Annotated in this window: 22 protein-coding genes and 4 pseudogenes; 11 read left to right on the forward strand and 15 right to left on the reverse strand. The window is 43.1% G+C overall.

Annotated features, from left to right (window positions below; translation table 11 throughout):
• Window positions 1-102 precede the first annotated feature (102 nt).
• From istA to LSG31_RS19880, 9 genes and pseudogenes are all read left to right on the forward strand, one after another.
• Window positions 103-1,392, forward strand: coding sequence for an IS21 family transposase (gene istA, locus LSG31_RS19845; RefSeq protein WP_347436767.1), 1,290 nt, complete (start codon window positions 103-105; stop codon window positions 1,390-1,392).
• A pseudogene (locus LSG31_RS19850) lies at window positions 1,385-1,978 on the forward strand (ATP-binding protein); the annotation flags it as partial. The gene istA and the pseudogene LSG31_RS19850, both read left to right, overlap by 8 nt.
• A gap of 128 nt (window positions 1,979-2,106) precedes the next feature.
• Entirely contained in the window at window positions 2,107-2,673 is a 567-nt protein-coding gene (locus LSG31_RS19855) for a DUF6431 domain-containing protein (RefSeq protein ID WP_347435626.1), read from the forward strand.
• A gap of 145 nt (window positions 2,674-2,818) precedes the next feature.
• Entirely contained in the window at window positions 2,819-4,084 is a 1,266-nt protein-coding gene (locus LSG31_RS19860; protein ID WP_347435625.1) for a DDE-type integrase/transposase/recombinase, read from the forward strand.
• Window positions 4,081-4,890 carry an ExeA family protein gene (locus tag LSG31_RS19865; protein ID WP_347435624.1) on the forward strand — a complete coding sequence of 270 codons (810 nt, stop codon included), beginning with the start codon at window positions 4,081-4,083 and terminating at the stop codon, window positions 4,888-4,890. The genes LSG31_RS19860 and LSG31_RS19865 overlap by 4 nt, the downstream gene beginning before the upstream one ends.
• A 73-nt stretch (window positions 4,891-4,963) precedes the next feature.
• On the forward strand, window positions 4,964-5,197 hold the full coding sequence (locus LSG31_RS23430) for a DUF5348 domain-containing protein (protein WP_430734216.1): 234 nt from the start codon (window positions 4,964-4,966) through the stop codon (window positions 5,195-5,197).
• A gap of 345 nt (window positions 5,198-5,542) precedes the next feature.
• Window positions 5,543-5,728, forward strand: a pseudogene (locus tag LSG31_RS19870) (ATP-binding protein); the annotation flags it as partial.
• Window position 5,729: 1 nt separating this feature from the next.
• Window positions 5,730-6,041 (forward strand): restriction endonuclease subunit S domain-containing protein, encoded by a 312-nt coding sequence (locus LSG31_RS19875; RefSeq protein WP_347436768.1) that lies wholly within the window; start codon window positions 5,730-5,732, stop codon window positions 6,039-6,041.
• Between the two features lie 176 nt (window positions 6,042-6,217).
• Window positions 6,218-7,090 (forward strand): annotated as a pseudogene (locus LSG31_RS19880) (tyrosine-type recombinase/integrase); the annotation flags it as partial.
• Window positions 7,091-7,257: 167 nt separating this feature from the next.
• Here the strand turns inward: LSG31_RS19880 and LSG31_RS19885 are convergent.
• Window positions 7,258-8,446 (reverse strand): IS3 family transposase gene (locus LSG31_RS19885; RefSeq protein WP_347436769.1). Its coding sequence is split into 2 segments (ribosomal slippage): window positions 7,258-8,178 and window positions 8,180-8,446, totalling 1,188 coding nucleotides; the frame shifts between segments, so codons are not numbered across the junction.
• Window positions 8,447-8,473: 27 nt separating this feature from the next.
• Here LSG31_RS19885 and LSG31_RS19890 point away from each other — a divergent pair.
• Window positions 8,474-9,619 (forward strand): IS4 family transposase, encoded by a 1,146-nt coding sequence (locus LSG31_RS19890; RefSeq protein ID WP_347436770.1) that lies wholly within the window; start codon window positions 8,474-8,476, stop codon window positions 9,617-9,619.
• Window positions 9,620-9,803: 184 nt separating this feature from the next.
• On the opposite strand, the gene LSG31_RS19895 is transcribed toward LSG31_RS19890, so the two are convergent.
• The 3 genes from LSG31_RS19895 to LSG31_RS19905 all read right to left on the reverse strand — a co-directional run bounded on the left by LSG31_RS19895 (window position 9,804) and on the right by LSG31_RS19905 (window position 13,605).
• Complete coding sequence (locus LSG31_RS19895; protein ID WP_347436771.1) at window positions 9,804-10,574, reverse strand: enoyl-CoA hydratase/isomerase family protein; 771 nt, start codon at window positions 10,572-10,574, stop codon at window positions 9,804-9,806.
• 277 nt (window positions 10,575-10,851) lie between these two features.
• Window positions 10,852-12,150: a group II intron reverse transcriptase/maturase gene (ltrA, locus tag LSG31_RS19900; RefSeq protein WP_347436772.1), complete on the reverse strand. Its 1,299-nt coding sequence runs from the start codon at window positions 12,148-12,150 to the stop codon at window positions 10,852-10,854.
• A 321-nt stretch (window positions 12,151-12,471) separates the two neighbouring features.
• Entirely contained in the window at window positions 12,472-13,605 is a 1,134-nt protein-coding gene (locus LSG31_RS19905; RefSeq protein WP_347436773.1) for an IS630 family transposase, read from the reverse strand.
• Window positions 13,606-13,629: 24 nt separating this feature from the next.
• Between LSG31_RS19905 and LSG31_RS19910 the strand changes: the two genes are divergently transcribed.
• The gene (locus tag LSG31_RS19910) at window positions 13,630-13,851 is read left to right on the forward strand and encodes a helix-turn-helix domain-containing protein (protein WP_347436774.1); all 222 of its coding nucleotides are present in this window, start codon (window positions 13,630-13,632) and stop codon (window positions 13,849-13,851) included.
• 402 nt (window positions 13,852-14,253) lie between these two features.
• Here LSG31_RS19910 and LSG31_RS19915 read toward each other — a convergent pair whose 3' ends face one another.
• From LSG31_RS19915 to LSG31_RS19970, 11 genes and pseudogenes are all read right to left on the reverse strand, one after another.
• A complete protein-coding gene (locus LSG31_RS19915; RefSeq protein WP_347436775.1) occupies window positions 14,254-14,535 on the reverse strand; it encodes a hypothetical protein in 282 nt (93 codons plus the stop codon).
• A complete protein-coding gene (locus tag LSG31_RS19920; RefSeq protein ID WP_347436776.1) occupies window positions 14,535-14,801 on the reverse strand; it encodes a hypothetical protein in 267 nt (88 codons plus the stop codon). The genes LSG31_RS19915 and LSG31_RS19920 overlap by 1 nt, the downstream gene beginning before the upstream one ends.
• 238 nt (window positions 14,802-15,039) lie before the next feature.
• Window positions 15,040-16,702, reverse strand: a pseudogene (locus tag LSG31_RS23435) (DEAD/DEAH box helicase).
• A gap of 297 nt (window positions 16,703-16,999) precedes the next feature.
• Entirely contained in the window at window positions 17,000-17,398 is a 399-nt protein-coding gene (locus LSG31_RS19935; RefSeq protein ID WP_347436779.1) for an Abi family protein, read from the reverse strand.
• Window positions 17,399-17,409: 11 nt separating this feature from the next.
• A complete protein-coding gene (locus LSG31_RS19940) occupies window positions 17,410-17,682 on the reverse strand; it encodes an Abi family protein (RefSeq protein ID WP_347436780.1) in 273 nt (90 codons plus the stop codon).
• 398 nt (window positions 17,683-18,080) lie between these two features.
• A complete protein-coding gene (spo0A, locus tag LSG31_RS19945; RefSeq protein ID WP_347436781.1) occupies window positions 18,081-18,917 on the reverse strand; it encodes a sporulation transcription factor Spo0A in 837 nt (278 codons plus the stop codon).
• A gap of 724 nt (window positions 18,918-19,641) precedes the next feature.
• On the reverse strand, window positions 19,642-21,006 hold the full coding sequence (spoIVB, locus tag LSG31_RS19950; RefSeq protein ID WP_347436782.1) for a SpoIVB peptidase: 1,365 nt from the start codon (window positions 21,004-21,006) through the stop codon (window positions 19,642-19,644).
• A gap of 248 nt (window positions 21,007-21,254) precedes the next feature.
• Complete coding sequence (gene recN / locus LSG31_RS19955) at window positions 21,255-23,000, reverse strand: DNA repair protein RecN (protein ID WP_347436783.1); 1,746 nt, start codon at window positions 22,998-23,000, stop codon at window positions 21,255-21,257.
• Between the two features lie 29 nt (window positions 23,001-23,029).
• On the reverse strand, window positions 23,030-23,473 hold the full coding sequence (gene ahrC / locus LSG31_RS19960; protein ID WP_347436784.1) for a transcriptional regulator AhrC/ArgR: 444 nt from the start codon (window positions 23,471-23,473) through the stop codon (window positions 23,030-23,032).
• Window positions 23,470-24,363 carry an NAD(+)/NADH kinase gene (locus LSG31_RS19965; protein ID WP_347436785.1) on the reverse strand — a complete coding sequence of 298 codons (894 nt, stop codon included), beginning with the start codon at window positions 24,361-24,363 and terminating at the stop codon, window positions 23,470-23,472. The genes ahrC and LSG31_RS19965 overlap by 4 nt, the downstream gene beginning before the upstream one ends.
• Before the next feature lie 75 nt (window positions 24,364-24,438).
• The gene (locus LSG31_RS19970) at window positions 24,439-24,996 is read right to left on the reverse strand and encodes a hypothetical protein (RefSeq protein ID WP_347436786.1); all 558 of its coding nucleotides are present in this window, start codon (window positions 24,994-24,996) and stop codon (window positions 24,439-24,441) included.
• Window positions 24,997-25,043 lie beyond the last annotated feature (47 nt).

Below are 25,043 nucleotides of genomic sequence, written 5' to 3' on the forward strand. Positions count from 1 at the left end.
TCTTTGCTTATATAAATGCTATTTTAAGAATGTACAAAAGTGATCATTTAAGTATGTACAGTTTTGATGATCACCCTGCATAATATTTCTGAGGTGAATATTATGCATATGCAAATAAATATTAATACAGATATTGAAATGAATAATCTTTCAGATTTACCTAAATTAAACATGTTAATGGAGAACTTGAAGATGAAAATCAATAAAAGTAAATTGGCTCGTGATATGGGGGTGGATCGGAGGACGATTGAAAAATATCTTAAGGGCTATGAGCCGAAAAGGATTCGGGAACGGTCATCAAAGATAGATGACTATTACGAAATTATTGCATTATTACTTTCGGAAGAGTCTAAGCAAATATTTTATTACAAACGAGTATTATGGCAATATCTAAAAGATAATCATGGATTAAGCTGTAGTCAATCCAATTTTAGAAAGTACATATTAAACAAAGTAGAATTTCAAAGCTATTTTGATTCAGGTAAAAGAAAGAGTTCAAACGTTGAAGTGGTTCGCTTTGAAACACCTCCAGCCGAACAAGCACAGTTGGATTGGAAGGAAAATATTCGATACATCACCAAGGATGGCGAGATCTTGTATGTAAATATTTGCGTGCTCTTACTTGCCTTTTCAAGATTTCGAACTTTTCATCTATCAATATCCAAATCTCAAAGCCTATTATTCGCATTCCTGACGGAAAGCTTCGAAGCATTTGGAGGAGTTCCCAAAACGATTGTGACAGACAATATGAAAACAGTTATGGACGAACCTCGAACCGAGTATCAAAAAGGAAAGGTAAATGAGCGTTTTGATCAATTCGCTAAAGATATGGGATTTGAAGTGTGGCCTTGCATCGCTGGGAGACCGAGAACAAAAGCTAAAGTAGAAGCTCCCATGAAGATAATTGATGAAATTCATGCCTATCAAGGAAAATTTGATTATGAGGAACTCCATCAATTTGTACAAAAACTTTGTGATCGAATCAATCATAGTTACCACCAAGGAACAGGAAAAATACCTATATTAGCATTAAAAAAAGAAAGAAACCTCTTATCTCCACTACCACATGAAAGAATAAGAGATTTCTATAAAATTGATCAAATACTTGTGAAAGTGAATACATCCAATATGATCACTTTCAAGTCCAACCAGTATTCAGTCCCACCTGGATACATTGGACAAACCCTGAGTTTACAAGTATATGATAACCATATCTACATCTATTATAACACTGAGTTAGTTGTCCAACACGCAATTAGTCATTTGAAAATCAATTACAAACCTGATCATTACGTTGGGGCTTTGGCTAGAGGGCTGCCTTCTTCGACCAATATAGAAGAACTGGCGATAAAAAATTTAGAGGCAATTCATGAGGTGTATAAAAATGAATAGCAGTTATAACAAATTAGTCCAAAATTTAGAGTATTTAAAGTTAAAACAAATGGTGGTCCATCTTGATGACACGATCGATTTTATGACAAATAATCAACTATCATTTACGGATGCGTTAATCAAACTTACAGATTATGAGATTGATATGAAAGAAATAAACATGGTGAAATCCATGGTTAGGGTAGGAGCATTCCCACATTTTAAGGAAGTAAAAGACTTTGATTTTGATTTTCAGCCATCGATTAATAAACAGCAGATATTAGATTTTACCACCTTACGGTTTATTGAACAAAAAGAAAATATTGTATTTTTAGGAACAAGTGGAGTTGGAAAAACACATTTAGCAACTTCTATAGGAATAGCAGCTGCTAAAAAAAGGACGAGCACTTATTTTATCAAGTGTAATGAATTGATCATGAATTTAAAAAAGGCAAAACTTGAAAACCGGCTGGAAAACAGATTAAAACATTATGCAAAATACAAACTGCTTATAATCGATGAAATCGGCTATTTACCGATTGATGCAGAAGATGCAAAGTTGTTTTTTCAGTTGATTGATTTGAGATACGAACAGAAAAGTACCATATTAATGTGAATGAGCACTTTGTTTCCGCAGGAAACAAGTGCTCATTTGCACATTGGAACAGATTACCGCTATTTTAATGCCGCCTCAATTTGCTAAACTTTTTGCAAATTATAAGGGCGGTGTTTCGAGTGATTATTACCCATCATTTTCCAGTTGATCTTCCCTGTTATTTTCAGCTCGGCAGGGCCAATAATTTCCCTGTGATTGAATCTTGCCCGATTTGTAAGTCCCAACAGAAGTTAAAACGCCATGGTTTTTATAACCGCTACGCGATCGAGACCGATGCAGAATATCGGATTCCCATTTGCCGTTACAAATGTCCGAATCCCAAATGTAACAAAACATTCGCTATTCTTCCGGATTTTCTGCTTCCCTACTTTCAGAACACGCTCTCTTCCATCTTGCAGACCTTACAACTATTCTGGGCTTATTGTGTACTGCTATTTAGCCGCCAGTTAGTTTGTTTTTACCGGAAACGGTTGATGGCCAAAAGCAAAATCATCGAGATGTTCTTTCGTCTTGAGGGGAACAAACAGATCTTCCCAGAAGATCCCATAGAAAAAGCCATAATGCTTCTGAATATGATTGAAACTCTCCCCAGAGTCACCTTCATTCGAAAGTGGCACAATCATTACATTAGCAGCTTTATGGCACATTCATTTTATCACGGATCACCCGTGGCCAAAACAGAATAATGTTTCCACATACCTTTTTCCTCGTCAGGGACCGTGTACGGGTTTTATAATGCATCGTAATGGTTAGCCGGCTAGCCTTCGAAAAGGAAGAACGAGAAAGCGCGCCAGTTCTTTCCAATTTAGACAATGGGAGGCTACTTAACCAATGGATGAACAAAACCGGGAACGCGTGGCCCTTTTTCGCTATGGGATCATCGCTCCCTTGCTCAATGAACAGGTGGATCGCGCCACATATTTGGCTGAGGTGTCTGCCAAAACCCACGAAGTCCCTTACTATGGTTCCAAAGAATTTACACCCAAGACAATCTTAGCTTGGCTAAGGCAATATCGCCGTAATGGTTTTGACGCGTTAAAGCCCCAGGCACGTTCGGATCGAGGACAATCCCGATCGTTATCCGGTGAATTACAGCTGCACTTGGTATCCCTGCGTAAAGAAAATCAAGGAATGCCAGTGACGGTGTTTTATGACCAATTGGTGCAACAAGGAGAGATTTTACCGCAGGATGTATCTTATACCTCTATCTATCGCTTACTGAAAAAGGAGGGATTGCTGGGGAAGGGGATAGTGCGTTCGCCCGAACGAAAACGGTTTTCTCATGATACGGTCAATATGCTCTGGCAAACCGACCTGTCAGATGGGCCATATCTTCGTACAGGCGACAAAAAAATCAAGACGTATTTAATTGCGGTGATCGATGATTGCTCTCGCCTATGCACATTTGCGCAATTTGTCCCATCCGAGAAATTTGACGGGCTACGCACAGTCTTGAAAGAAGCTTTGCTTCGCAGAGGCATTCCCAAGATGCTGTATACCGACAACGGCAAGATCTTTCGTTCCGATACGCTGCATTTGGCTTGTGCAGAATTAGGCATACACCTCCTGCACACGCAGCCCTATGATGCCGCTAGCAAAGGGAAAATAGAACGCCTGTTCGGAACGATTAAGACGCGTTTCTATTCGCTGTTAAAAGCAAAACCGGCTTCTTCATTGGAAGAACTGAATGAACGGTTTTGGAAGTGGTTGGAGGAAGACTACCATCGCAAGCCACATTCTTCTCTCAATGGAAAAATGCCGCTCGAAGTGTACTTGTCCCAGATTGATCAAGTACGGATGGTCGACGACCCTGCCAAATTAGATCCTATCTTTCTTAAACGGGAGAATCGAACTGTCAAACATGACGGAACGTTTTCGCTCAATAACCAGCTGTATGAAGTTCCCGAGCGATTTATAGGTCAAAAGATCGAGATTCGTTACGATGAACAAGGCGTGCATATCTATGAGGACGGGAAACCAGTCGCTCGCGCTTCTGAAGTGAATTTTCATGATAATGCTCATGTAAAACGAAAACGACCCGCCATCTCCTTCGCTGATATGCAAGGGATGGACAGGAAAGGAGAAGATAGGGAATGATCATGGCATTCTATTCCCTTTCCAAAATCCCTTTTGCCAAGGAAACCAAAGGTATGTCGCCCTATACTTCCCGTTCCTTTCAAGAAGCAATGGGATGTTTAACCTACATGAAGCAGGTTCGCGGCATGGCACTTGTTGTCGGCGACCCGGGAGCCGGTAAAACCTACGCCTTGGGTGCATTTGCCGAAGGCTTGGGCCAATCGCTCTACAAGGTCATCTATTTCCCGTTGTCTACAGGAACAGTAACTGACTTTTACCGTGGATTGGCCTTCGGCCTAGGAGAACAGCCACAAAGTCGGAAAGTGGATCTGTTTCGCCAAATCCAACAGGCGATTAGCCGTTTGTTCTACGAACAAAAGATTACGCCGGTTTTCATCCTTGACGAGATGCAAATGGCCAAAGATGTCTTTTTACAAGATTTGAGCCTGCTCTTTAATTTTCACATGGATACCCAGAATCCTTTTGTCCTTCTTATATGCGGCTGGCCTTACTTACGGGACCGTCTGTCGTTAAACCCACATAGATCCTTATCCCAGCGGCTTTTGGTTCGACATCAGGTCGAGCCGCTGGATAAGGAAGAGGTCAAGGGATATATGGAGCATCACCTTGCCTATGCCGGGGCGAAATATCCGATTTTCACGGAAGACGCAATAGAAGCTGTTAGTGCCTGTTCCAATGGATATCCACGCCTGATTAATTTATTGGCTATGCACGCCCTATTATATGGCAGCCAAAACAAAAAAGAACAGATCGATGCCGAAGTCATCCGGATCATCGCCCCGGAGTGCGGTCTGGCATTGAGATAGCTTGGATGGCTTAGAACGAGTCAAAGGGGACAACCCTGATCCCCAAATATTCTCAGGAAAGGAAAGAATCATGATGACCCGAACCCAAAAACCAGGAATCCTCGTCTATTGTCCTGCCAAGGAACGCTGGCAAATCCAAAAGATAGACCATTCTTACGACCTTCACTGCGGCGATTGTTTCGAGATTAAGGTAGGCTATGAGTATATCCCTTGTAGAATAGAACTTGGCTGTGAATGGCTGTTATACCTTCGGGAAACTCGATTTTATTTACATCCAAAACAGAAATACGAAGTGAAAGTCGATTAACAAAGAGTGACAAGTGATTACTTCTTAGACCCAGTAGAAAGGCAATAGCTAAATGCTATTGCCTTTCTACTGGGTGCAACAAGCGATAGCGCGTTAGGAAAAAAGCAAACTTGATCACGTATTAGACGAGTATATAGGGAATGAACGATTTGAACAAGAGCGGAATTGGGATAAAGTGTAGTTGAAGTAGGATGGATTGGATAATAGTGGAATGAAATACTCGCCAGAAGACCGCGAAAGCGTGCAAATTTTTTAATCATTGGCTAATTTATTCTGAAAAAGGGGCCTAAAATCTTTCGATATGGGACCTAAATAATTTGCAAATCCTAAGCCGATTTATTGTGCAAATTCACAATATTAACAACGAATGCAAGTTTTAAAACTTGGGGAGATATATTTCAAGACCCCAAAATTGCCAACGCCATCTTAGACCGTGTTCTCCACCACGCAACAGTGGTAAATATTATCGGAGATTCCTACCGTCTAAAGGACCACTTTGAAAATGAGAATAATAAACGGGGAGAAAGATAAGATGGGAGTATTGGGATTAAAGGAAACAACACAGTTCTTTCGTTCATATGGGATAAAATGTGATGAGAAATGGATTGAAGAGTGGCTGAAAACTACTGCCGCAAAAGATTTAACCTATCAAGTTTGTGAAGATGATCTTTATGAATTTAATGAGTGGTGTAGATGGAAAGGCACAGCCTATGAAGAAGGAATAGATGATCAAACAAAAATCGCAAGATTATTAGAGGAAATAGATGAGCTAAAAAGTGAAATAACCATGTTAAAAAAGGAGAAGGAGCTTTTAGAAAATAAACTAGGGATCATTCCCTTTTAATCAATAGCAGCTTCCCCCAGTCCAATTGAAGCTGATTGGCTGGGGGAAAATAAAAATGATTGGAAAACAAATATGTACATTCTTAAACGATCAAAAATGTACATATTATCATTGACATTTATAGTCCATCTTTGCAATACACGATTCGTGTCTTGGTGGGATGAAGTTCTAATCCACATTCCCTGAACCGAATTTCGTATGTCCACTCAAGTAATAAAACATTCGAAGTACACCTACACGATTGGCTTGAGCTGATCGCCAAACAGAAGGTTCGTGATACAACTTTCAAAAACTATAAACGAGCCGTCGAACATCGGATTATTCCTGCCCTTGGAAAAATGAAGTTAGATGAAATCAAAGTAGGACATGGACAAGAATTCGTATAGAAATTATCTGACGAGGGATTGTCCCCACGATACATTGAATATATTTGTACAATTATGAAAAGTGCGCTCGATCAGGCAGTTGATTGGGAGTTGCTTGCTCGAAACCCACTACAAAATATTGAAATTCCTAGAGCGCGAAGAAGAGATATTCATTCTACATGGTCAATGGAGCAAGTGAATCACTTCTTAAATTCTGCCAAATTCGAAAGCGTAATATACTATGCATTATTCCTTGTTATGGTTAACACAGGAATGCGCAGAGGCGAAGTCTTAGGTTTACGTTGGCAAGATGTTGATATGAACCAAGGAAAAATAAATGTGGTCAGAACACTTGTGTATGATGAAGACGGATTTCGATTCCATGAGCCAAAAACGAGCAGTTCAAAACGCCAAATTTCGATTGATGAGTTTGTTTGTGAAGAACTTAGGAAATACAAATCGAAACAAAATGAATTTAAGCTTGCAATTGGTTCAAGTTACGAAGATAATGGACTATTGTTTTGCCGCGAAGACGGAAAACCAATCTATCCACGTCAACTGGCGACTGTTTTTAATCGAATTGCAAAAGCAGCGAAAGTACCAAAAATTCGCATTCATGACATCCGACACACGCATGCAACCTTACTTTTGAAGTTAGGTGAAAATCCTAAAGTGGTCAGTGAATATGATGGCCCCATTTGTCAAGACAACAATTTTTAATCTCTAAGCTATAGTCCAGTTTTCCCTGTTCCTATCCTCTTTTTAGGAGGAGTGGGAGGGGTGAATGGCCGTAGGCCAGAGGGGAGGAGCGAAGCGGCTTCCCCTGTTCGTTTTCTTTCATCCCTTTGTTGCTAAGCAATCTCCTTTCCTGAATATGTATTTTGCCGAGAAGAAGTAGGAATCGGATCCTCAGGTTTCATGCCATCCAGGTAAATCTCAGCAGGCGTGTGATAGTTGAGCGATTGGTGTGGCCGTTCGTGATTGTACTTGTATATGAATTTTCTGATTGATTCCCGCGCCTCCCGTGGTGTGGCGTATTCTTTTGTGTATACTTCCTGGTACTTGAGCGTTCGCCAAAATCTTTCAATAAAGATATTATCCACAGCTCGATTCTTTCCGTCCATGCTAATTCGGACGCCAGCTTGCTTGAGTATATCCGTGTACTGTGGACTGGTGAAATGACTGCCTTGGTCGCTGTTCCAAATCTCTGGCTTCGCATGCCCCAAAGCCGTCTGAGTGGCCTTCAGCACGAAGTCGATCTCCAGTGTCTGGTCCAACTCCCAACTCACAATATAGCGGGAATACAAGTCAATCACGGCGACAAGATACATCCATCCACGCTTGAGGCGGATATAGGTGATGTCGATTGACCAGACATGATTGGGGTGACTGGCCTTAACGCCTCTAAGCAGATAGGGATAAATCTTGTGGGCCAGGTTCCGTTTACTCAGATTCGGACCAGGGCTCACACCGGCAATCCCCATTTCCCTCATGCAGCGTACGACACGCTTGCGGTTGATGGCCCAGCCCTCTCGCCGCAGGATCGCCGTAATGTAACGACTTCCTGAGACTGGCCGATCTGTGTATATCTCGTCGATGCGTCGCCGGAGACGGATCTCCTCGTCAGAGACGCTCACAGGGTTGTAGTAAAGGCTCGAACGATTCAGGCTGAGTAACTCTGCCTGCCTAGAAATAGAAAGTTTCTCACTATCGTGATCGACCATAGCAACTCTATCATCTCTAGTTCGGTTTGATGCCAGATTTTTTTTTAAGCCACTCAACCTCCGTGGTTAAGCGACCGATTTTCGCATAGAGTTCAGACGTTTCTTTTTCATGCTCCTTCTTGAGGGTGGCGTTCTTCTTGCCTTCGTCCTCAAACAGGCTTGACATATTCTCTACGGCAGTGTTCTTCCAACGGTGGAGCATCGTGACGTGCACACCGTATTCAGATGAAATCTGAGCGATAGTTTTTTCTTCTTTGAGTAGTTCCAAGACGACTTCTGCTTTGAATGATGCCGAATAATGTTTTCTCATACTCATATTGTAGCTTAATCGGTCCCTTCTGAGTTGTTTAGTTTCTGGGGACCACTATACCTTTTATCGGTTCAAGATACCTGCATGCTCAATTATACCTCCCATAAAAATACCAAAGGGTTGGGGGATTTTGGCGCAGGTCCTGTTCAAAGAGGGTTAATCATACATTCCACGCTTGCCGTGACTACCAAAGGGATTGCACTTGGACTATTGGATCAATTTATATGGACGCGCGACCCTGAGGATCGCGGTAAACGTATAGAAAAACGTCAGAAGCCAATTAAAGAGAAAGAAAGTTACAAATGGCTCAAAAGTATGGATAGAAGTCAGATCGGTGTTCCAAACGAAATCCGATTGGTTCACGTTGGTGACCGCGAAGCGGATGTCTATGAGTTTTTTGACTATGCTATCGCAAATGAGCAGGATTTTCTAGTGCGAGTCGTCCAGAATCGAGTCACGACGGATGATTGCAAACTGTTTGATAAAGTCAAACAGTTACTTGCCGCAGGGAATATCGTAGTTGAAATTCCAAGGGATACGCGCCGGAATCTGCCCAAACGCGAAGCCACACTTGAAATTCGATATAGCCGGGTGAATATAAAAGCTCCTGTCAATACGCCCAAGAAATTTGTGAAACACGGAACGGTTACTTTATCGATCGTGCATGTTCATGAAATAAATCCTCCCGAAGGGATCGAGCCGATTGAGTGGTACTTGGTTACCAGTTTCAACATCGCGAATCTGGACGAGGCCGTAGAGAAGGTAAGCTGGTATATCCACAGATGGAAAATTGAGCGTTTTCACTACATTTTAAAAAGTGGTTGCGAAATCGAAAAAAAGCAAAACCGGACAGCAGAACGCTTACAAAAATTAATCCTTGTGTATTCGATTCTATCGGTTCGCATCCTAGGTATGACGTATATGGCCAGACAAAATCCGGAGGCTCCGTGTACTATATTCCTGGAGGAAGAAGAGTGGAAGGTCTTGTATTGTATTGCAACTCGAACTTCAACTCCTCCAAAAACCGCTCCAACGATCAAAGAGGCCGTATCATATTTGGCCAAACTTGGCGGATTCCTTGGACGCAAAGGAGATGGTGAACCTGGTGCACAAGTGATATGGAAAGGACTCAATGAGTTAAATACTGTACTTAAACATCTTAGATACCTATATCCATAATTTAGATGCGTTATGGGTCAAGCATAGCCTCTATAGGTGGGGGAACACCGCTTCCTGCATCAGTCGGGGTTGAGTCCCCGACTAATGTGCCAATGTTCGGCGACAACCGAACGAGTTCAAACGTCCCATGACAAAAAATATTGATATTACCTTTGCCCCTGGTATCAGCTTTGCTGGTACAGGGCTATTTCTTTACAAACTGGGCGAGCCTCTCACGGGCATCGGCGAAGTCTCCTAGACTCGAATAGCCGTATAGCGTCTCCAGCCTCAGTCCGTCATCCAGTGGGCGTCCAATCAGTTCAAGGATGGTCTCCTTGGCGGATCGAACGGCATTGCGGCTGTTGCGCCGTATCATGCGCGCCGTTTCCTCGGCGGCCTGCATCAATTCTTCCGACGACACGATGCGGGTGACCAATCTTAGTGCGAGCGCCTCCTGGACTGAGACCTCCCGCCCTGTCAGGGTGAGATCAAGGGCTACGCCAATCCCGGCCACAGCCACCAGGCGGACCAGGCCGCCATCGCCTTGGTGCAGGCCATAGCGTACCTCGAAGACACCGAATTTGGCCTTTTCGGAAGCGATGCGGATATCACAGGCCAGAGCGATTTCCAGGCCGGCGCCGATGGCATAGCCGTTGATCGCGGCAATGATGGGCTTGTAGAGACGGTGCTGCCCACGAGTCAGCCCACCGCCGAGGCCATGGGGGATATTCTTGCGAACATCCAGCATGTTAGCTTCCTCCCACTTGGGGATAAAGGTCTTCAGATCGGCCCCAGCGCAAAAAGCCCGCCCGCTGCCGGTGAGAATGGCCACATCTACGGCATCGTCGTCGGCGAAATCCCGCCATACTTCCTCCAGTTCCGCATTGGTGGCCTCGTCAATGGCATTCATCGCCTCGGGGCGATTGAGGGTGACATAGGCCACGCCATCGCGTTTTTCATAAAGAACATTGCTCATAATTATTGCCATTCCTTTCGCTTCGCTCAAGGCACAAAACAGGATGAAATTGTTGTGCTTGTAGCGACTTTTTTTATTCTAAACGCATAGGGGTACCTCGTTAACTACAAATCACGTGGAGGTGAGTGGGCTATTCCAGTTGTGGAGTGACCGCATAATTATATGTGGTCGAGTAGGCGGGGCCTCGCCGTTCGCGGCTTGCGCCCCTTCCCCCTCACAGATCCGTACGTGCGCAATTCACGCATACGGCTCCTCACATCATCATTCACAGATTGGTTTAGCCGTAGATATTGACGTAGATTTTGGGTTTTGGCAATTTGAATTTCCCAAGCATTTCTCGAAAATTCTCCCAAGTAAAACTTTTGCGCTGGCTTCTGCGGTTTAGCCACTTATACATCAGATTAATCGTTTGGTCGTAAAAGGAGTGAATCATCTTGAAGTTGTCCGTTATCCCGTAGTAGCGATAGTGTCCTGCTAGCTTGGAGCGTATCGTCCTGAGAAATTCCTCTTGTTCCATGTGCCGATTAAACCTGATCCACGTCTTCATGGCTTTCATCTTTTGTCTGAATTTCTTCCCGCTCGTTTTACGTTTGACGCGGAAAGCGCCCCTTTGGCTTTTGGAACAGTAATGGGTGAATCCCAGAAAGACGAATGTTTCCGGTTTTCCTTCCCCTCGCCTCTTCCTATTCGTCTCCGCAAAACGTCCGAATTCGATGATTTTCGTTTTCTCTTCCGCTATGCTAAGATTGAATTTACTCAACCTGTTCCGAAGTGCTGCATAGAATCTTTCTGCATCGTCTCTATATTGGAAGCAGCATACGAAATCATCGGCAAAACGCACCATTTCAGCCTGACCCTTGCAATGCTTCTTCACCGCCACTGCAAACCAGATATCCAGCACGTAATGTAAATATACGTTCGCAAGTATGGGTGAAACCACCGACCCTTGCGGAGTACCTTCTTCGGTTGGCTCGAATTCGCCGTCCTCTTGTATACCTGCTTTCAGCATACGTCTCACCAGACGGTGGATGTTCGGGTCCCCTATTCGCAAGTTCAGGAATTTCATTAACCATTCGTGGTCGACGTGATTGAAGAAACCCTTAATGTCTGCATCCACTACGTAGTTTATTTTTCCTCGTTCGATGATCACAGTCAGCTTCTTCAGTGCATCGTGCATGCTTCGTCCCGGGCGGAATCCATACGAGAAATTCATGAAGTCTTGTTCATAAATCGCTTCCAGCACATTCTTCAGCGCGTCTTGCACCAGCTTGTCTTCATAAGCAGGGATTCCAAGCGTGCGCATGCTTTTCTCATCCTTGGGAATATAGGTTCTACTGGCGGGTTGCGGTCTGTAGCTTTTCTGCCTCAACCGCTTTTCCAGATTCTCCACATTGGCTTCCAGATTTGCCTCGTACGCTTCTTTCGTAACTCCGTCGACACCCGTTGCCTTTTCCGATTTCATCTTTCTGTGGCTTTCCATTAACGTTTGCGCGTTAATGAAGTGCCCGATGGAGGTAAACCGCAGCTTCGGGTCGGCTTTGGCCATCTCTGCTATTCTTGCTAATTTCGTTTCCATTCTTCTCCACCTCGGTGTGTGGTAAATGTTTCCTTACCAAGATCGATTCTGTGTCGCCTGCCTTTCCTCCACCAGCATTACACCGGCTTCATTGGTAATACGCGGCGATCCGACTCCCTGACTGCCATTTGGCTTCCTTACGTTTTACCGCTTGTCTGCCATACTCCTGCAGTTGTTCCTAAAGAGTACTCGACTGTAGAAGAGCGTCAGGGCCTCCCGAGTTGCTAAGTAACCATTGGTATACATGCCTGGCTCTTCGACCCCGGGGAAGCTCCTTCAGACTAGTAGATCGATTCAAAAATAAGCTTTAAATTGAACATGCTACTTTGCGGCAGATTCCATGCCATATTTCCAACGAAACGGAATCGGATTGGCATTGATTTCTTTCAAGTAGAGTTCAATCCGTTCTTTTAATTCTTCCTTGGACGCAACCCGAATTCCGCGAAGGAAAGAGCGCGACATTTTGGAAAAGAAAGTTTCAATCACGTTGAGCCAAGAACCATGCTTGGGAGTGAACACGAACTCGAAGCGATTGGGAACCGTATCTAAGTACGCTCTTGTCTCCTTGGATGTATGGGCGGAATGATTATCTAAAACAACTTGAATTCGTAAGTCTGGTTCATAATGGGTATCAAGCATTTTTAGAAAGTCAACAAATTCCCGACTGCGATGGCGATCCACAACCGATCCGAGTACTTCGCCGCTAACAAGATCGATAGCCGCCATGAGCGTCACTGTACCATGGCGCACATACTCATAATCTCGGGAAATCGTCGGATGCTCACCGGGAACCGGCGGCAAGTCAAGCGAAGTTGTCCCGATGGCTTGGATCCCAGGTTTTTCATCGTATGAGACAACAACATCACAGGACATTTGAAAGTTGTCATTTTCGATCTTCCATTCGACCTGTTGATAGACATGCAGCACCTGCGCACGTTTGGTATCGAAATCAGGATCTCTGCGCTCTACGTAATACGACACTTTATGCGGTTTCAGGTCATGAGACGAAAGGATGCGCGAAACGGTTCCTTTCGCCATTCGCGCTGCGCTGGGATGACCTTCTGCCATTGCATGTTGGCGAACGTGTTGGGCAAGCAGGCTCATGGTCCACAATTCATATGAGTACCCCAGTTCCTTAGGTTTTTGACAAGCGAGAGACACAATCCACGCTCGGGCTTCCGGTGTTAATTCCACCGGACGACCGGAACGTTTAAAATCTTCCAATGCTTGTCTCACACCGAATTGGAGTGCTTTCTTAATGCATGTATCTGTGTTAGGTACGCTAATTCCCATCCGTTTGGCAATCTGAGGCGAACTCATCCCATCGGCATAGTGAAGAAGAATCGTTGCACGCTCCACACGGCGCACCTGTTCGGTTCGAGAATTACAGATTTTTTGAAGGTATTGTTTATCTTCTTCACTTAACAAGAGTGCTGCTTTTTTGGAACGTGCCATGGGTATCTCTCCGATCATCTTTCGATGATCTTATTATACCAAAATATAAAAATATTAAGTGGATTTTTGAATCGATATACTAGAGCGCGTAGGCGTGTTGGTGGTCGCCCAAAAACGGATCATCGAAAGGTTGAACAGGCGTTAAAGTTATACGATAGTAATGCGCATAGTATCGCAGAAATAACGGAAATGACAGGCGTTACAAAGGCGACTTTGTATCGGGCGTTGAAATCGCGTAAAGCGTAATTATCGATTTTTAAATATCTTGTAAATTTTACGAATTACCCAATATACACCATCATAAATAGCAAACGAGATTTTACGAATCGTTTCAAAAATTATATTACCAATGATATACATAACAATTTCAAAAATTGTTTCAATAATCCAATCAAGCAACATGTTTTCACCACTACTTAATTTTTTATTACATTTGTATTTTGATAGTGTATGCCTGATTGTTCAATCTGAAAATATTGGTCATACGGTTACCTAACGATTCAGAATAACCATTATTAAATTGTAAAAAACTACAACGGATAGCAAGGATGAAAATTGGAGTTAATTCAATTTTTCAATAAGATATATTTTTCAATTTGAATTCAAAGAAAATTCTATTGCAATGAAATTATAGATCAACATTTCTATCTATATCTCACCAGGAAACTTTACTGCCAACACAACAATATCATTTTCCATTTGTTCATAATAAGCCCTGAATCCATGCACAACTACACGAGATACTCCCTCATATTCCCCAAATTCTTCAGTGTAAGTTTTCGTTAGAACCGGGTTTAAAAGCAACTCTTCTATTTCTATTATTAATTGCACAATAAAATCAAGCGTTTCCTCAGGTGTAAAATGTCTGCCATGAAAGGAAAGAAGCTTTTCTCTGACGGGCACTGGCCAAACCACTCTATTTGTTTTCACTAGGCAAAATCCTTTGGTGAAAGAGATTTGATGAAGTCAGTCGTTGTCATAGCGTTTCCTTTTTTGTACGATTCCCGGCTGTCCTGAATCATTTGCTTAAGTTTTTTGTCCGATTCTACATCCACAGCGATAGATTGAAAATCTTCTTCTTGAAGAACAATGGTGAACTTTCCTTTGCCCGGAATCAGTATTTGACAAACAGAATTATCCCTGTTCATTTTTTCGATTTTATCCATTAATTCTTCCGGAGATTGAATCTGCTCCATTCGTATTCACCACCCAATTACGCCGCGATTTCGTAATTATAATTATACCACAAGTTATACCGACAAAAGACATTGATCATCTTTTGGAATCACCCGCCGGCTTATGTTATGCCACTATGGAAAAGCCGAATCCGATCCATGTTGAAGTTTATCATTTTATACTCACAACAAACTTATACTTTCACCGGCGTACGCATAACCAACCTTGGTTTTTGCCAGCGTAAGGATTTTGAGTTAATCAGACTTGGAATGTTATCGCCTGCTCGCTGTACCCCATCGCATGGTATCCTTTCAACCTCTTCTTGTACATACGCATAAACGTGGGAACCTGAATATCCACATAATCGTAAACTTGAACCTCGTGTTTTCCCTCGTAAAGTCGATGAAGTCTGCCTGCGTATTGTTGCAACGTTCCCTTCCAGGAAATCGGCATCACCAAAAACAGCGTATCAAGGCGGGCATCATCGAACCCTTCCCCAATAAATCGGCCGGTGGCAAGCAGAACTCGTTCTTGATCGCCAGGAATAGAACGAATCTGTTCCTGTATCGCCTTCCACTGCTTTTTTCCCATTCCGCCACGCAGTACGATAACATTTTTGGCGAACCCCTGTAGTTTACTCTCGAAATATTCCAGATGAGATGTGCGATCCGTTAGCAATATCGGCGACCGCATGGATTGAGCTTTATAAAACTCGGGGTTTTGAAAAGCAGCCATACGAATAAACTGGTTGATTTGTGAAGATGACAAACCCACTTTGTCCACATACAGCATGTTGCTAAGTACAAATTTCATATAAGAAGGAAGCGGTTCTTTCAGAAGAAGTGGTTTCTTCTTGTCCATCGGCAAATTCCAAGGTTTGATTTCACCTTCTTCTTCCATTGCCGATTTTGCAATACGAATGACATCACCTTTTCGTTCTGCCTCGCGAACAATTGCTTCCACCTCAGATAACGTCATTTTTCTGAGTGAGGACAAGAAAACCCACTGATCTTTGTAAGGCTCGTAGTGTTTGTCAACAAACAAAGCGTTGCCTTCCTTGCCTGGCAACCTTTGCAGTGGCAAAGCAATCAAATTGCCAAGTTTCTTCTCTTTCGGTAGTGTATCCTGATTGGGAAACATTCGGTCATACGAGTCCAAACCTAGTTGATGGCGTTTCTCCAAAGTAAGGGTCAATAGGCTGCTGCCTAACATTCGCGCTGTACGGGCTGGGACCGGCTTATTAAAAAAGATCCACACATGACCCCCGTTCCCCCGAGCGCGAACGTTCCAATGCAGCAGGAACATTCAATTTTTCACAAGTTTGCAGAAAAGCCGCTGTATCCTCCTGCCAGCTTGCTTTATCGAAATCGATCGCGAGAAACCAGCATGTCTCATCAAGCAAAAGCGGATAAATCCCGATTGTAACAGGTCTATTCTCTTCCTGCAAATGGGACTTGATGACTTCATCCGTCAAAGGCAGAAAATCACCCCAAATGATTTTTCCATTTTCTTTTCCGAGCCATTCCTTTTGCGGAAAATACGCTGGTTTTCCCGTTCTATCGAATCCGCGTACTGCGTAAACATCTTCCCTACCTTTAAAGTAACTGCGAAACAATCTGATTTTTTCTTCAATATTCGATTGTTTTGTCACCATACTCGAATCAGCAGCATTTTCCGAACAAGTTGACTCCTTTGCCATCGTCTCTGGTAAAGACTTGTTATCACAATAACGCTTTTCATGCGTTTCAGAATGGAGCAATTGTTTCAAACGTTCAATTTCGGCCATTAATCTAACATTCAGTTCTTGCAACCGATTGTTTTCTGCCCGCAAACGTTCCATTTCATCAGGATCATAAATATCCAATTTCAATTGAGCCGATTCATCACGCCTTTTTGCCATAGTGCCTCCACCTATACGCATCCGGAAAATGTGTCTTAAGAAACGATTTATTCCCTGCTTCTGAAAGTTTTCCCCTACCTGATTAATTGTTTGTAATTCTCTTGAAAAATCCTTTTTTACCCTATACTACCATAGAATTTTTACCTTATTTATCCAAATGATTAAAGATATCTTCTCCTCATGACTGGACAGGTCTATAGACGGGATGTGGCGGTGTTCGCTGAAATAGACACAAAAAAGGATTTTCTTGAATCGTATTTTCCAAGGTGTTTTTCGAAACCATTTTAACCCTGATATTCCATTGTTTTGATGCCTTGCTTATTTCCTTTTTATTAAAATTGCTTCCCAATCTTCAGGGAAACCAATTCGGCCTAATTCTAAAACATCCTTATACTCTGAAAATAATGCCTCTAACCGGGTAATAAAGTCTCTCCATCTACTTCGATCAGGAATCATTTCCTTAAGTATATATAAGTGCGCAAAAATTTTATTTTGTTGAATTCCTAGTTTTTTGGACTTTTGATCCAGTCTCGGTTTACTTGTAAGCGGTCGATTATAAAGTCTACCATAGTGTGCAAAAATATTACGCACATAGGACAGACATTTTAGCCAACTTTCAAGATAGATTGCAGGTACTGGATAATTGTTTTTAGCAATATGACTTCTATCTTCGTTTTTCATATTGGAAAAAAGTTTTGATAGTGCTCCAAATGACAATACTTCAACGGCTACCCAGATAGGTATTTTTCCTTCGTATTTTTCGAAAAGAGATGGTCAAATTCATACAATGCGTAGATTTGATTAAATGTTACGCCCGGTTGGTATTGGTCATTTTGCTTGAGACTTAATCCATATGCGCTGAGGCGGTAGTAATTGATTTTCTTTAACGTTCGGATTGCGAAATCTTCATCTTCAATAATGAGACCCCGACTCTTTAAAATTTGTATCTGTTCTTCAAACGTAGCAGGAGGCTTAAGTGAAAGAAAGGGATTTTGTTCCATAGATTCCTCCGGATAAAAAAAGGCCCACCTTGGTACGCATTGTTAAGAGGCGTGGTGGGATCTGTTGCCTTTATTATACTGGAGTTTGTATGACACCGTCAACACTCCGCACTCATAACTGAATTACAAAAAATCAATTTGCCCTTAACCCAAGGTTAAAGGGGAAGACATCTAACTTCTTGAAGAATTAAAACAACCGAATGCATAGGCTTTTTTACATTTTTGATGACCACTTGACTTCCCCACCATCCAGAGCTAAACTAACACCAATTCATCGGAATGGCTGGAGTTCGTCGCTATGGCGCGAAAAAGTTTGTCACAGTTGTACCTTCCAGTTGGAAGGCTTTTTGGGGTGTTCGCATCGAATACGAACACCGTCAGCCCAGTCGTGGCGCGGCTTACGAGATTTTTGCCTCTATCCTTAGCTTATCCGCCACCATCGCTATAAATTCCGAATTGGTAGGTTTTGCCTTGCTCATGCTGACCGTGTATCCGAATACATTGCGGATCGCTTCGCTGTTGCCGCGGCCCCAGGCGACTTCGATGGCATGGCGAATAGCGCGCTCCACACGGCTTGGAGTAGTGTTGTATTTGTCGGCGATTTTGGGATATAAGACTTTGGTGATCGAGCCGAGGATCTCCACATCGCGGAAGACCATGCCGATCGCTTCTCTTAGATAATGATAGCCTTTGATGTGTGCAGGCACACCGATTTCATGAATGATCGTCGTGATGTTGGCGTCGACTGTGTTGCGTACATTGGATTGTCTTGCTGAGCCGTGATTGGAACGCATGACATTGGAAATAACGGTAGGAATCGTAGCCTGAGCCTGAACAGGGGAATTTGAAACCTGTGCAGTATTGCGAACGACTTGCCGAATCCGGTTCGCTAAAATGTCCATATCAAAAGGTTTTAGAATGTAATACGCAGCGCCAAGTTCTACTGCACGTTTTGTGATATTCTCTTGACCAAAAGCGGTTAACATGATGATTTGCGGTACAGGGAATATGTTCATCGCCTGTATTTTTTCCAAAACGCCTATTCCGTCTAATACAGGCATGATAATATCCAGAATAATTACATCTGGCACCACATGTTCAATATAGTCCAAAACATCCTGGCCGTTGTGAACGACAGCCATTACATCCATATCCTCTTGCTCCATTACAAATTCCTTTAGCAACTCAGCAAATTCCTTGTTGTCATCCGCAATTAAGACTTGTATTTGACGCACCCTTAGTCCTCCTCAATTCATATAAGTTCGCCTTATGTATGATCGTTCTTGGGTGAAAATAAATAGTCAATCATCATTCACTTCTGTATCAACATCGTGTATGTACATGTCATAAAATCGTGTATGTACAATTCATAAATGTGCATTTCATTCACCTTGAAAAATATTCGACAAAGATAGGTTTCATCCTTCAAAATCATTTCGAAATATTGGAAATATTATCTGACGGAATTCTACAATAAATCTTCAACAACCATTTTCTCTCAATCCACATATAGTGATACCGTGTTTAATAATTCTTGCTCTTACACTAGAATATCGATAATTTGTCGAAAAATCTACACGCAATCACATCTTTTTGTCGGTTTTTTTCTGCATTTCTAAAAGATTAATAAAGATTTCAAAACGAATTTTCCCACCGGAAATTTTTTCAAACAGCCCCATGTTTCTTACAAAATGTCGTTCCTTATCAGCAAGCCATTTCCTTATTAAAAGGATTCGAATGAATAAAAAACGCCCCATCCAGGGGGCTTATTTTTCTGTTTGTAATTTTCGATTAGATTACATTTTATTTCGATCTTAATTTCACTTCTGTTTGTTAATTTCACTTCTGGCCGTTTATTTAATTTAATTTAATTTTAACTAGGATTGTTTATTTATTCTCTTGCATTCCAATATATTCAAATCGCATCGATTTACAACCAATTTCTTTTGAAGCGCCGATTCAGGAAGCATCTGCATGTACAAGTGTGTTTGGAACGGAAGCAGTTGCACCTGTTTGTGATTCCCGCGTTTGAACGCCCGCTTCATTTAACATCCATTCGATATAAACTCCATATCCTTGTGTCGGATCATTGACAAACACATGTGTAACAGCGCCGACTAATTTTCCGTCCTGTAAAATGGGACTTCCGCTCATGCCTTGTACAATTCCCCCTGTTTTATTGAGCAAGCGGGGATCTGTAACTTTGAGTACCATGCTTTTTGTCGCCGGGCTCTCTTGTTTAAACACGTTTACGATCTGAATATCGAATTGTTCTACTTTCTGTCCTTTGATAACCGTTAAAATTTTTGCAGGACCTACATGAACCTCATCCGGCAAAGCAATCGGAACCTCTTTTGACGCATAGGCATGATCCGGGTTGTCCTGCATGCTGCCAAAGACGCCAAAGTCACTGTTTTTCTTGATTTCACCTAATACATGATCTTCGTCAATAAATACTCCCCGTTTTTCGCCGGGTTGACCACTTTCGCCTTTATTGATGGAGGTTACGCTGGCATGTATCACTTTTCCGGTTCCTTGAATCGGCTGACCGGTATCCGCATCTGTAATCACATGACCCAATGCTCCAAACACGTGATGTTTGGGATCATAAAATGTTAACGTTCCAACACCGGCTGCCGAATCGCGAATATACAATCCGATCCGATAGCGATTGCTTTCTTTATCAAGAATGGGCAATAGCTTGGTTTTGACCAACTCTTCATGTCTTTGAATGGTAAGCACCATCTCTTGATGATTCTCGCCCGCTTGTTGAATCCATTTCGCGACTTGATCGACGTTTTTTACTGTTTTTCCATCAATTTCTGTTATGACATCACCGATGCGAATATTGGCTTGTTCTGCCGGTGATATTGTTTTTACACCATCGCGTACCAAATTGTATCCAACAACCATAATTCCTTTTGAATGGATTTTGACACCAATCGATTGACCGCCGGGAATGACTTTCAAGTCTGGCACCACATGCACTTGTACTGTTTTCAACGGTATAACCCCGAATAATTTAAGAACAACGCTCGTATTGCCTGTCGATTCGGATTGTAAATGTAAAGGTTGACGCAAATCTGCCAACACTTCTCGCGCATGTTGTCCGTTTACCGCCACCACTTTGTCATCTGTACTCGTGACTGTCGCACTCACAGGCATGTCCAGATTCAAATTCCTATGTGTTCCTTGTTTCATCATCAATTGGTCCGGTGTGCCGATGAGATGTTGAACGGGCGGGGACCAACAAAGTGCTAAAAACAATCCTGAGACAATGAGGCCGATTCGTTTTTTTAGCTGAAATGTTTCCAAGCAATTCACGCTCCTCTTCCCGGTCTACACCTCCGCTGTTAGCAGAAACAATAGTGAATGGAGTTGTGCTAATAACCTACCCATTAAATAGGTCGACCATCCGACGAAAAACATGCCACCAACGTGTAATCCATACATGTAAAGTGAAAAAAAAACAGACCTTGAAAGGTCTGCCTGCTTCATCAGCTTTTCCACACTTCCCACGAACAAAACTGCCAAAGCCTTTTTCGATCACGGCTGTTCTGCAAGAGGAAACTTCAGCTTGCCTTGACTTCTTTGGCAAAGTGCAGCATTTCCAATGCATGTTGGCGAGTCGTATCTGTCAATTCTGCACCGCTTAGCATTCTCGCCAATTCTTCCACTTGCTGCTCTTGTGATAACGGAGTTACATCCGTTCGCGTACGATCAGCCGTAGAGAATTTGGCAATCAAAAAATGCGTATCGGCCATACAAGCGACCTGTGGCAAATGTGTGACACATAAGACTTGTTTGCTTTTTGCCAAAATTGCCAGACGTTCTGCTACTGATTGCGCGGCTCGACCGCTAATCCCGGTGTCCACTTCATCAAAAATGAGTGTCGGGATGCCGTCACGGTCTGCCAGAACGGTTTTTAATGCCAACATCGTCCGCGACAATTCTCCGCCTGAAGCAATTTTGGACAAAGCACGCAAAGGTTCTCCCGGATTCGGGGAAAACAAAAATTCTACGTGGTCTATACCTGATGAAGAGACACGAACATTTCTCTCTTCTATTAGGATACCCCGTTTATCCAAAACTTCTTCAATCCGAATCGAAAATTGTGTGCGCGGCATCATAAGTGCCTGCAGTTCCGTTTCCATGCGCTTTTCCAATTGGGATGCGAAGCGTTTCCGCTGTTCCGATAATTGTTTGGCTGCATGTGCAACGCTCTTTTCCATCTCTCGAATCTTGATTTCAAATTCTGCAAGTGTTTGATCATGATGAAGAAGTTGATTGTATTCTGCCCGAATCGTTTCCAAATACGCAAGGATTTCCTCCGCATTTGCGCCGTATTTCTTTTGAAGCCGATGATATGCTGCCAGTCGGTCTTCGATCACATCCAGCCGGCTTGGATTAAACTCGATTTTATCCCGATATTCCCGCAATTGAAAAGTGGCTTCTTCCAACTGCAATTCTGCCGACTGCAAAAGTTCGCCGACTGTCTCCAATGGTTCATCCAAATGCTTGACATTTTGCATCGTTTGCACCGTTTGATGAATGAGCTCCAACAGAGATTTTTGCCTGCCGCCGCTTGCACCGCTGTACAATAGGTCATATGTATTGGAAGCGGCGGAATACAACCGTTCGGCAGACGCCAAGCGTTTTTTCTCCGTTTCCAATTGCTCTTCTTCGCCAGATTTGATGCCAATGCTTTCAATTTCATTTACTTGAAACGAAAGCATATCGATTCGCTGCTGCCGCTCTTTTTCGCCCATTTTTGCTTTTTCATAAGCGGTCTTTACACTCGCATATGTATCATATAGCTGCTTCATCTTGTCAATCAACGGTTCCAGCGATTCACCGCCAAATTGATCAATCACGGTCAATTGTTCTTCCCCATGTTGAAGGGTTTGGTGTTCGTGTTGACCATGGACATGAATCAAAGATTCCGTAAGCTGTCGAAGCGCTTGCGTTGTTACCAATCGTCCATTGCAGCGGCTGGTGGTTTTTCCACTGGCGGAGATTTCGCGTACCAGGATAAAACTTTGCGAGAAATCCCAGTCGATGCCGTATTGTTCACAGATCGCTGCGATGGAAGAAACCATTTCTTTCTCCACATCAAAAGAAGCTTCCACAATCGCTTTGTCACAGCCGGTGCGAACAAAATCGGCAGAGGCCCGTCCACCCATGATCATACCGATGGCGTCGAGCACAATCGACTTCCCGGCACCTGTTTCACCCGTCAGAATATTGAGTCCACTGGAAAAGCGGATACGAACTTCTTCAATCAAGGCAAAATTTCGAACATATAATTCTTGCAGCATCTAACGTATCACTCCTTTTGATACGCATGTTATAGATAATTTAAAATACGTTCTGTAATGTCTTCCGCCATTTCATTCGTTTTGCAAATTAATAAAATCGTATCGTCTCCGGCAATGGTACCCATGATATCCCAGTCCATGGCATCCAACAATGCACCGACCGCTTGTGCGTTTCCTGGCAGCATGCGGATCACGATTAAGTTGTTTGCCCGGTCAATCGTAACAAATGCGTCCATCAGCAATCGTTTCAGCTTTAATTCCGGGTTATATTTGGGTTCCGCAGGCAGCGAATACTTGTATCTCCCATCGTCCATCGGCACTTTGACCAAATGGAGTTCTTTGATATCTCTGGAAACTGTAGCCTGTGTCACAGTAAACCCTAACTCACTCAACATATCTACCAATTCTTCTTGCGTCTCGATTGCATGTTGTGTGATCAATTCCCGGATTTTCAGAAGTCTATGCCCCTTCATTCATTTCCCTCACATCTCTGCTCACTCATTGGATTCATATGAAGTTTGGTGCGCAAAACATTGAAGAACCCACGTTCCTGCCATTTTACAAGCAACGTCGAGCAAGTGGATTTGCGCACCAGTATCACATCATTGCATTGGATTGGAACATTGACCTGACCGTCAACCGTTAGGCCAATATCGTTATGCGTACTGCATACTTCCACTTTTACCGTCTGTTCCCCTGAAACTAAAAACGGACGGGAAACGAGAGTGTGCGGGCTGATCGGCGTAACCACAATCGCATTCATTTGGGGACTGACGATAGGACCGCCACATGACAAGGAATAAGCCGTCGAGCCGGTTGGCGATGAAACGATCACTCCGTCTCCGCTATATTCGTCCACGTACATCGAGTCGACGAACACCCGTACGTTTACCATCCGCCCGAACGAGCGTTTGGCAATCCCTACATCGTTTAAGCCAATCCATGTACCGATCGATTTTCCTTCCCGAACCACTTCCACTTCGAGCATCAAGCGTTCTTCCAAGGAATAATCCCTGCGTATGATGCGTTCGATTGCTTTATGTAAATCTTTCGGTTCCGCTTCCGCCAAAAATCCCAAATGCCCGAGATTGATTCCGAGAACTGGCAATTTTGCATGCGCCAACTGTCTTGCGACACCTAGCAGCGTACCGTCTCCGCCTAAAACAAACACAAGATCGACGGAATGGGCGAATTCATGAACGGGCAACTGAATATCCGACCTGCCCAGAGCTTTTGCCGTTTCAGCCTCCACATACACTTTTTCGCCATTTCCCTCGATGATCTGAATGATTTCTCGTGAAATCTCAAATGCTCTTGGTTTGGAGCGATTGACGATTAAACCAATCCGAGTCAAAGCCACCACGACCTTTCCGACCTTCGAAACACCTGTTTTTGCAAATCCCTTTGAAAATGCCGACACATGCAAACAAATTACGTTTTAGGATTTCTTTGACAAGACCAGAGAAATCCCCAAAACCAAGCCGGTCAAAAACCATCCCAGGCTTTTTTTCCAGACTCTTTTCTTGCGATCGATCAGAGGATGTTCAAAATCAAAGGACACCTTCGTCAAATGTCCGGTTTCTATATTTACGAACAACACACCGTCTGCCTGGTAAAGCAAAAACAGCGGGAATAGTTCCTGCCGAATGGAAACTCCGTTCAATCGCGAATTCCCCGGCTTTTGCAAGCGTTTTTTGACAACATAGAGCTTGTCTGCTTTTTCGGCGAGTCCATCGATTTGAAACGAACTGCTTATTTCCTTATCTCCGTATTGAATGTTTACCAAATGGCGTTCTGCCGGTTGGATAGATTCATAACCATGTGATGCCAAAAGAGCTTCCAATTCTGTTGACCGTTTGGCAGGCACCGCTTTGTTCCCTTGTTTTTTTGCAAGCCTGCGCACGCGAGCCGCTTTCTTTGCCAGCATGCGATACAGGATGTAAATGGATCCAACAATCAGAATGATACTGATCATAATATCGCGGGTCTGTATCATTCTTGTCACCGCCCTCTATCCTCATTCTTTTGTTTTTCGAGGTAAGG

The sequence above is a fragment of the Fodinisporobacter ferrooxydans genome, from assembly GCF_022818495.1.
GTDB lineage: Bacteria > Bacillota > Bacilli > Tumebacillales > MYW30-H2 > Fodinisporobacter > Fodinisporobacter ferrooxydans.

Coding starts and splice junctions, on each gene's coding strand:
- istA (WP_347436767.1), top strand. CDS start 103: ATGCATATGCAAATAAATATTAATACAGATATTGAAATGAATAATCTT.
- LSG31_RS19860 (WP_347435625.1), top strand. CDS start 2,819: ATGGATGAACAAAACCGGGAACGCGTGGCCCTTTTTCGCTATGGGATC.
- LSG31_RS19865 (WP_347435624.1), top strand. CDS start 4,081: ATGATCATGGCATTCTATTCCCTTTCCAAAATCCCTTTTGCCAAGGAA.
- LSG31_RS23430 (WP_430734216.1), top strand. CDS start 4,964: ATGACCCGAACCCAAAAACCAGGAATCCTCGTCTATTGTCCTGCCAAG.
- LSG31_RS19875 (WP_347436768.1), top strand. CDS start 5,730: ATGGGAGTATTGGGATTAAAGGAAACAACACAGTTCTTTCGTTCATAT.
- LSG31_RS19895 (WP_347436771.1), bottom strand. CDS start 10,574: ATGAGCAATGTTCTTTATGAAAAACGCGATGGCGTGGCCTATGTCACC.
- ltrA (WP_347436772.1), bottom strand. CDS start 12,150: ATGGAAACGAAATTAGCAAGAATAGCAGAGATGGCCAAAGCCGACCCG.
- LSG31_RS19905 (WP_347436773.1), bottom strand. CDS start 13,605: ATGGCACGTTCCAAAAAAGCAGCACTCTTGTTAAGTGAAGAAGATAAA.
- LSG31_RS19910 (WP_347436774.1), top strand. CDS start 13,630: ATGATCTTATTATACCAAAATATAAAAATATTAAGTGGATTTTTGAAT.
- LSG31_RS19920 (WP_347436776.1), bottom strand. CDS start 14,801: ATGGAGCAGATTCAATCTCCGGAAGAATTAATGGATAAAATCGAAAAA.
- LSG31_RS19940 (WP_347436780.1), bottom strand. CDS start 17,682: ATGGAACAAAATCCCTTTCTTTCACTTAAGCCTCCTGCTACGTTTGAA.
- recN (WP_347436783.1), bottom strand. CDS start 23,000: ATGCTGCAAGAATTATATGTTCGAAATTTTGCCTTGATTGAAGAAGTT.
- ahrC (WP_347436784.1), bottom strand. CDS start 23,473: ATGAAGGGGCATAGACTTCTGAAAATCCGGGAATTGATCACACAACAT.
- LSG31_RS19970 (WP_347436786.1), bottom strand. CDS start 24,996: ATGATACAGACCCGCGATATTATGATCAGTATCATTCTGATTGTTGGA.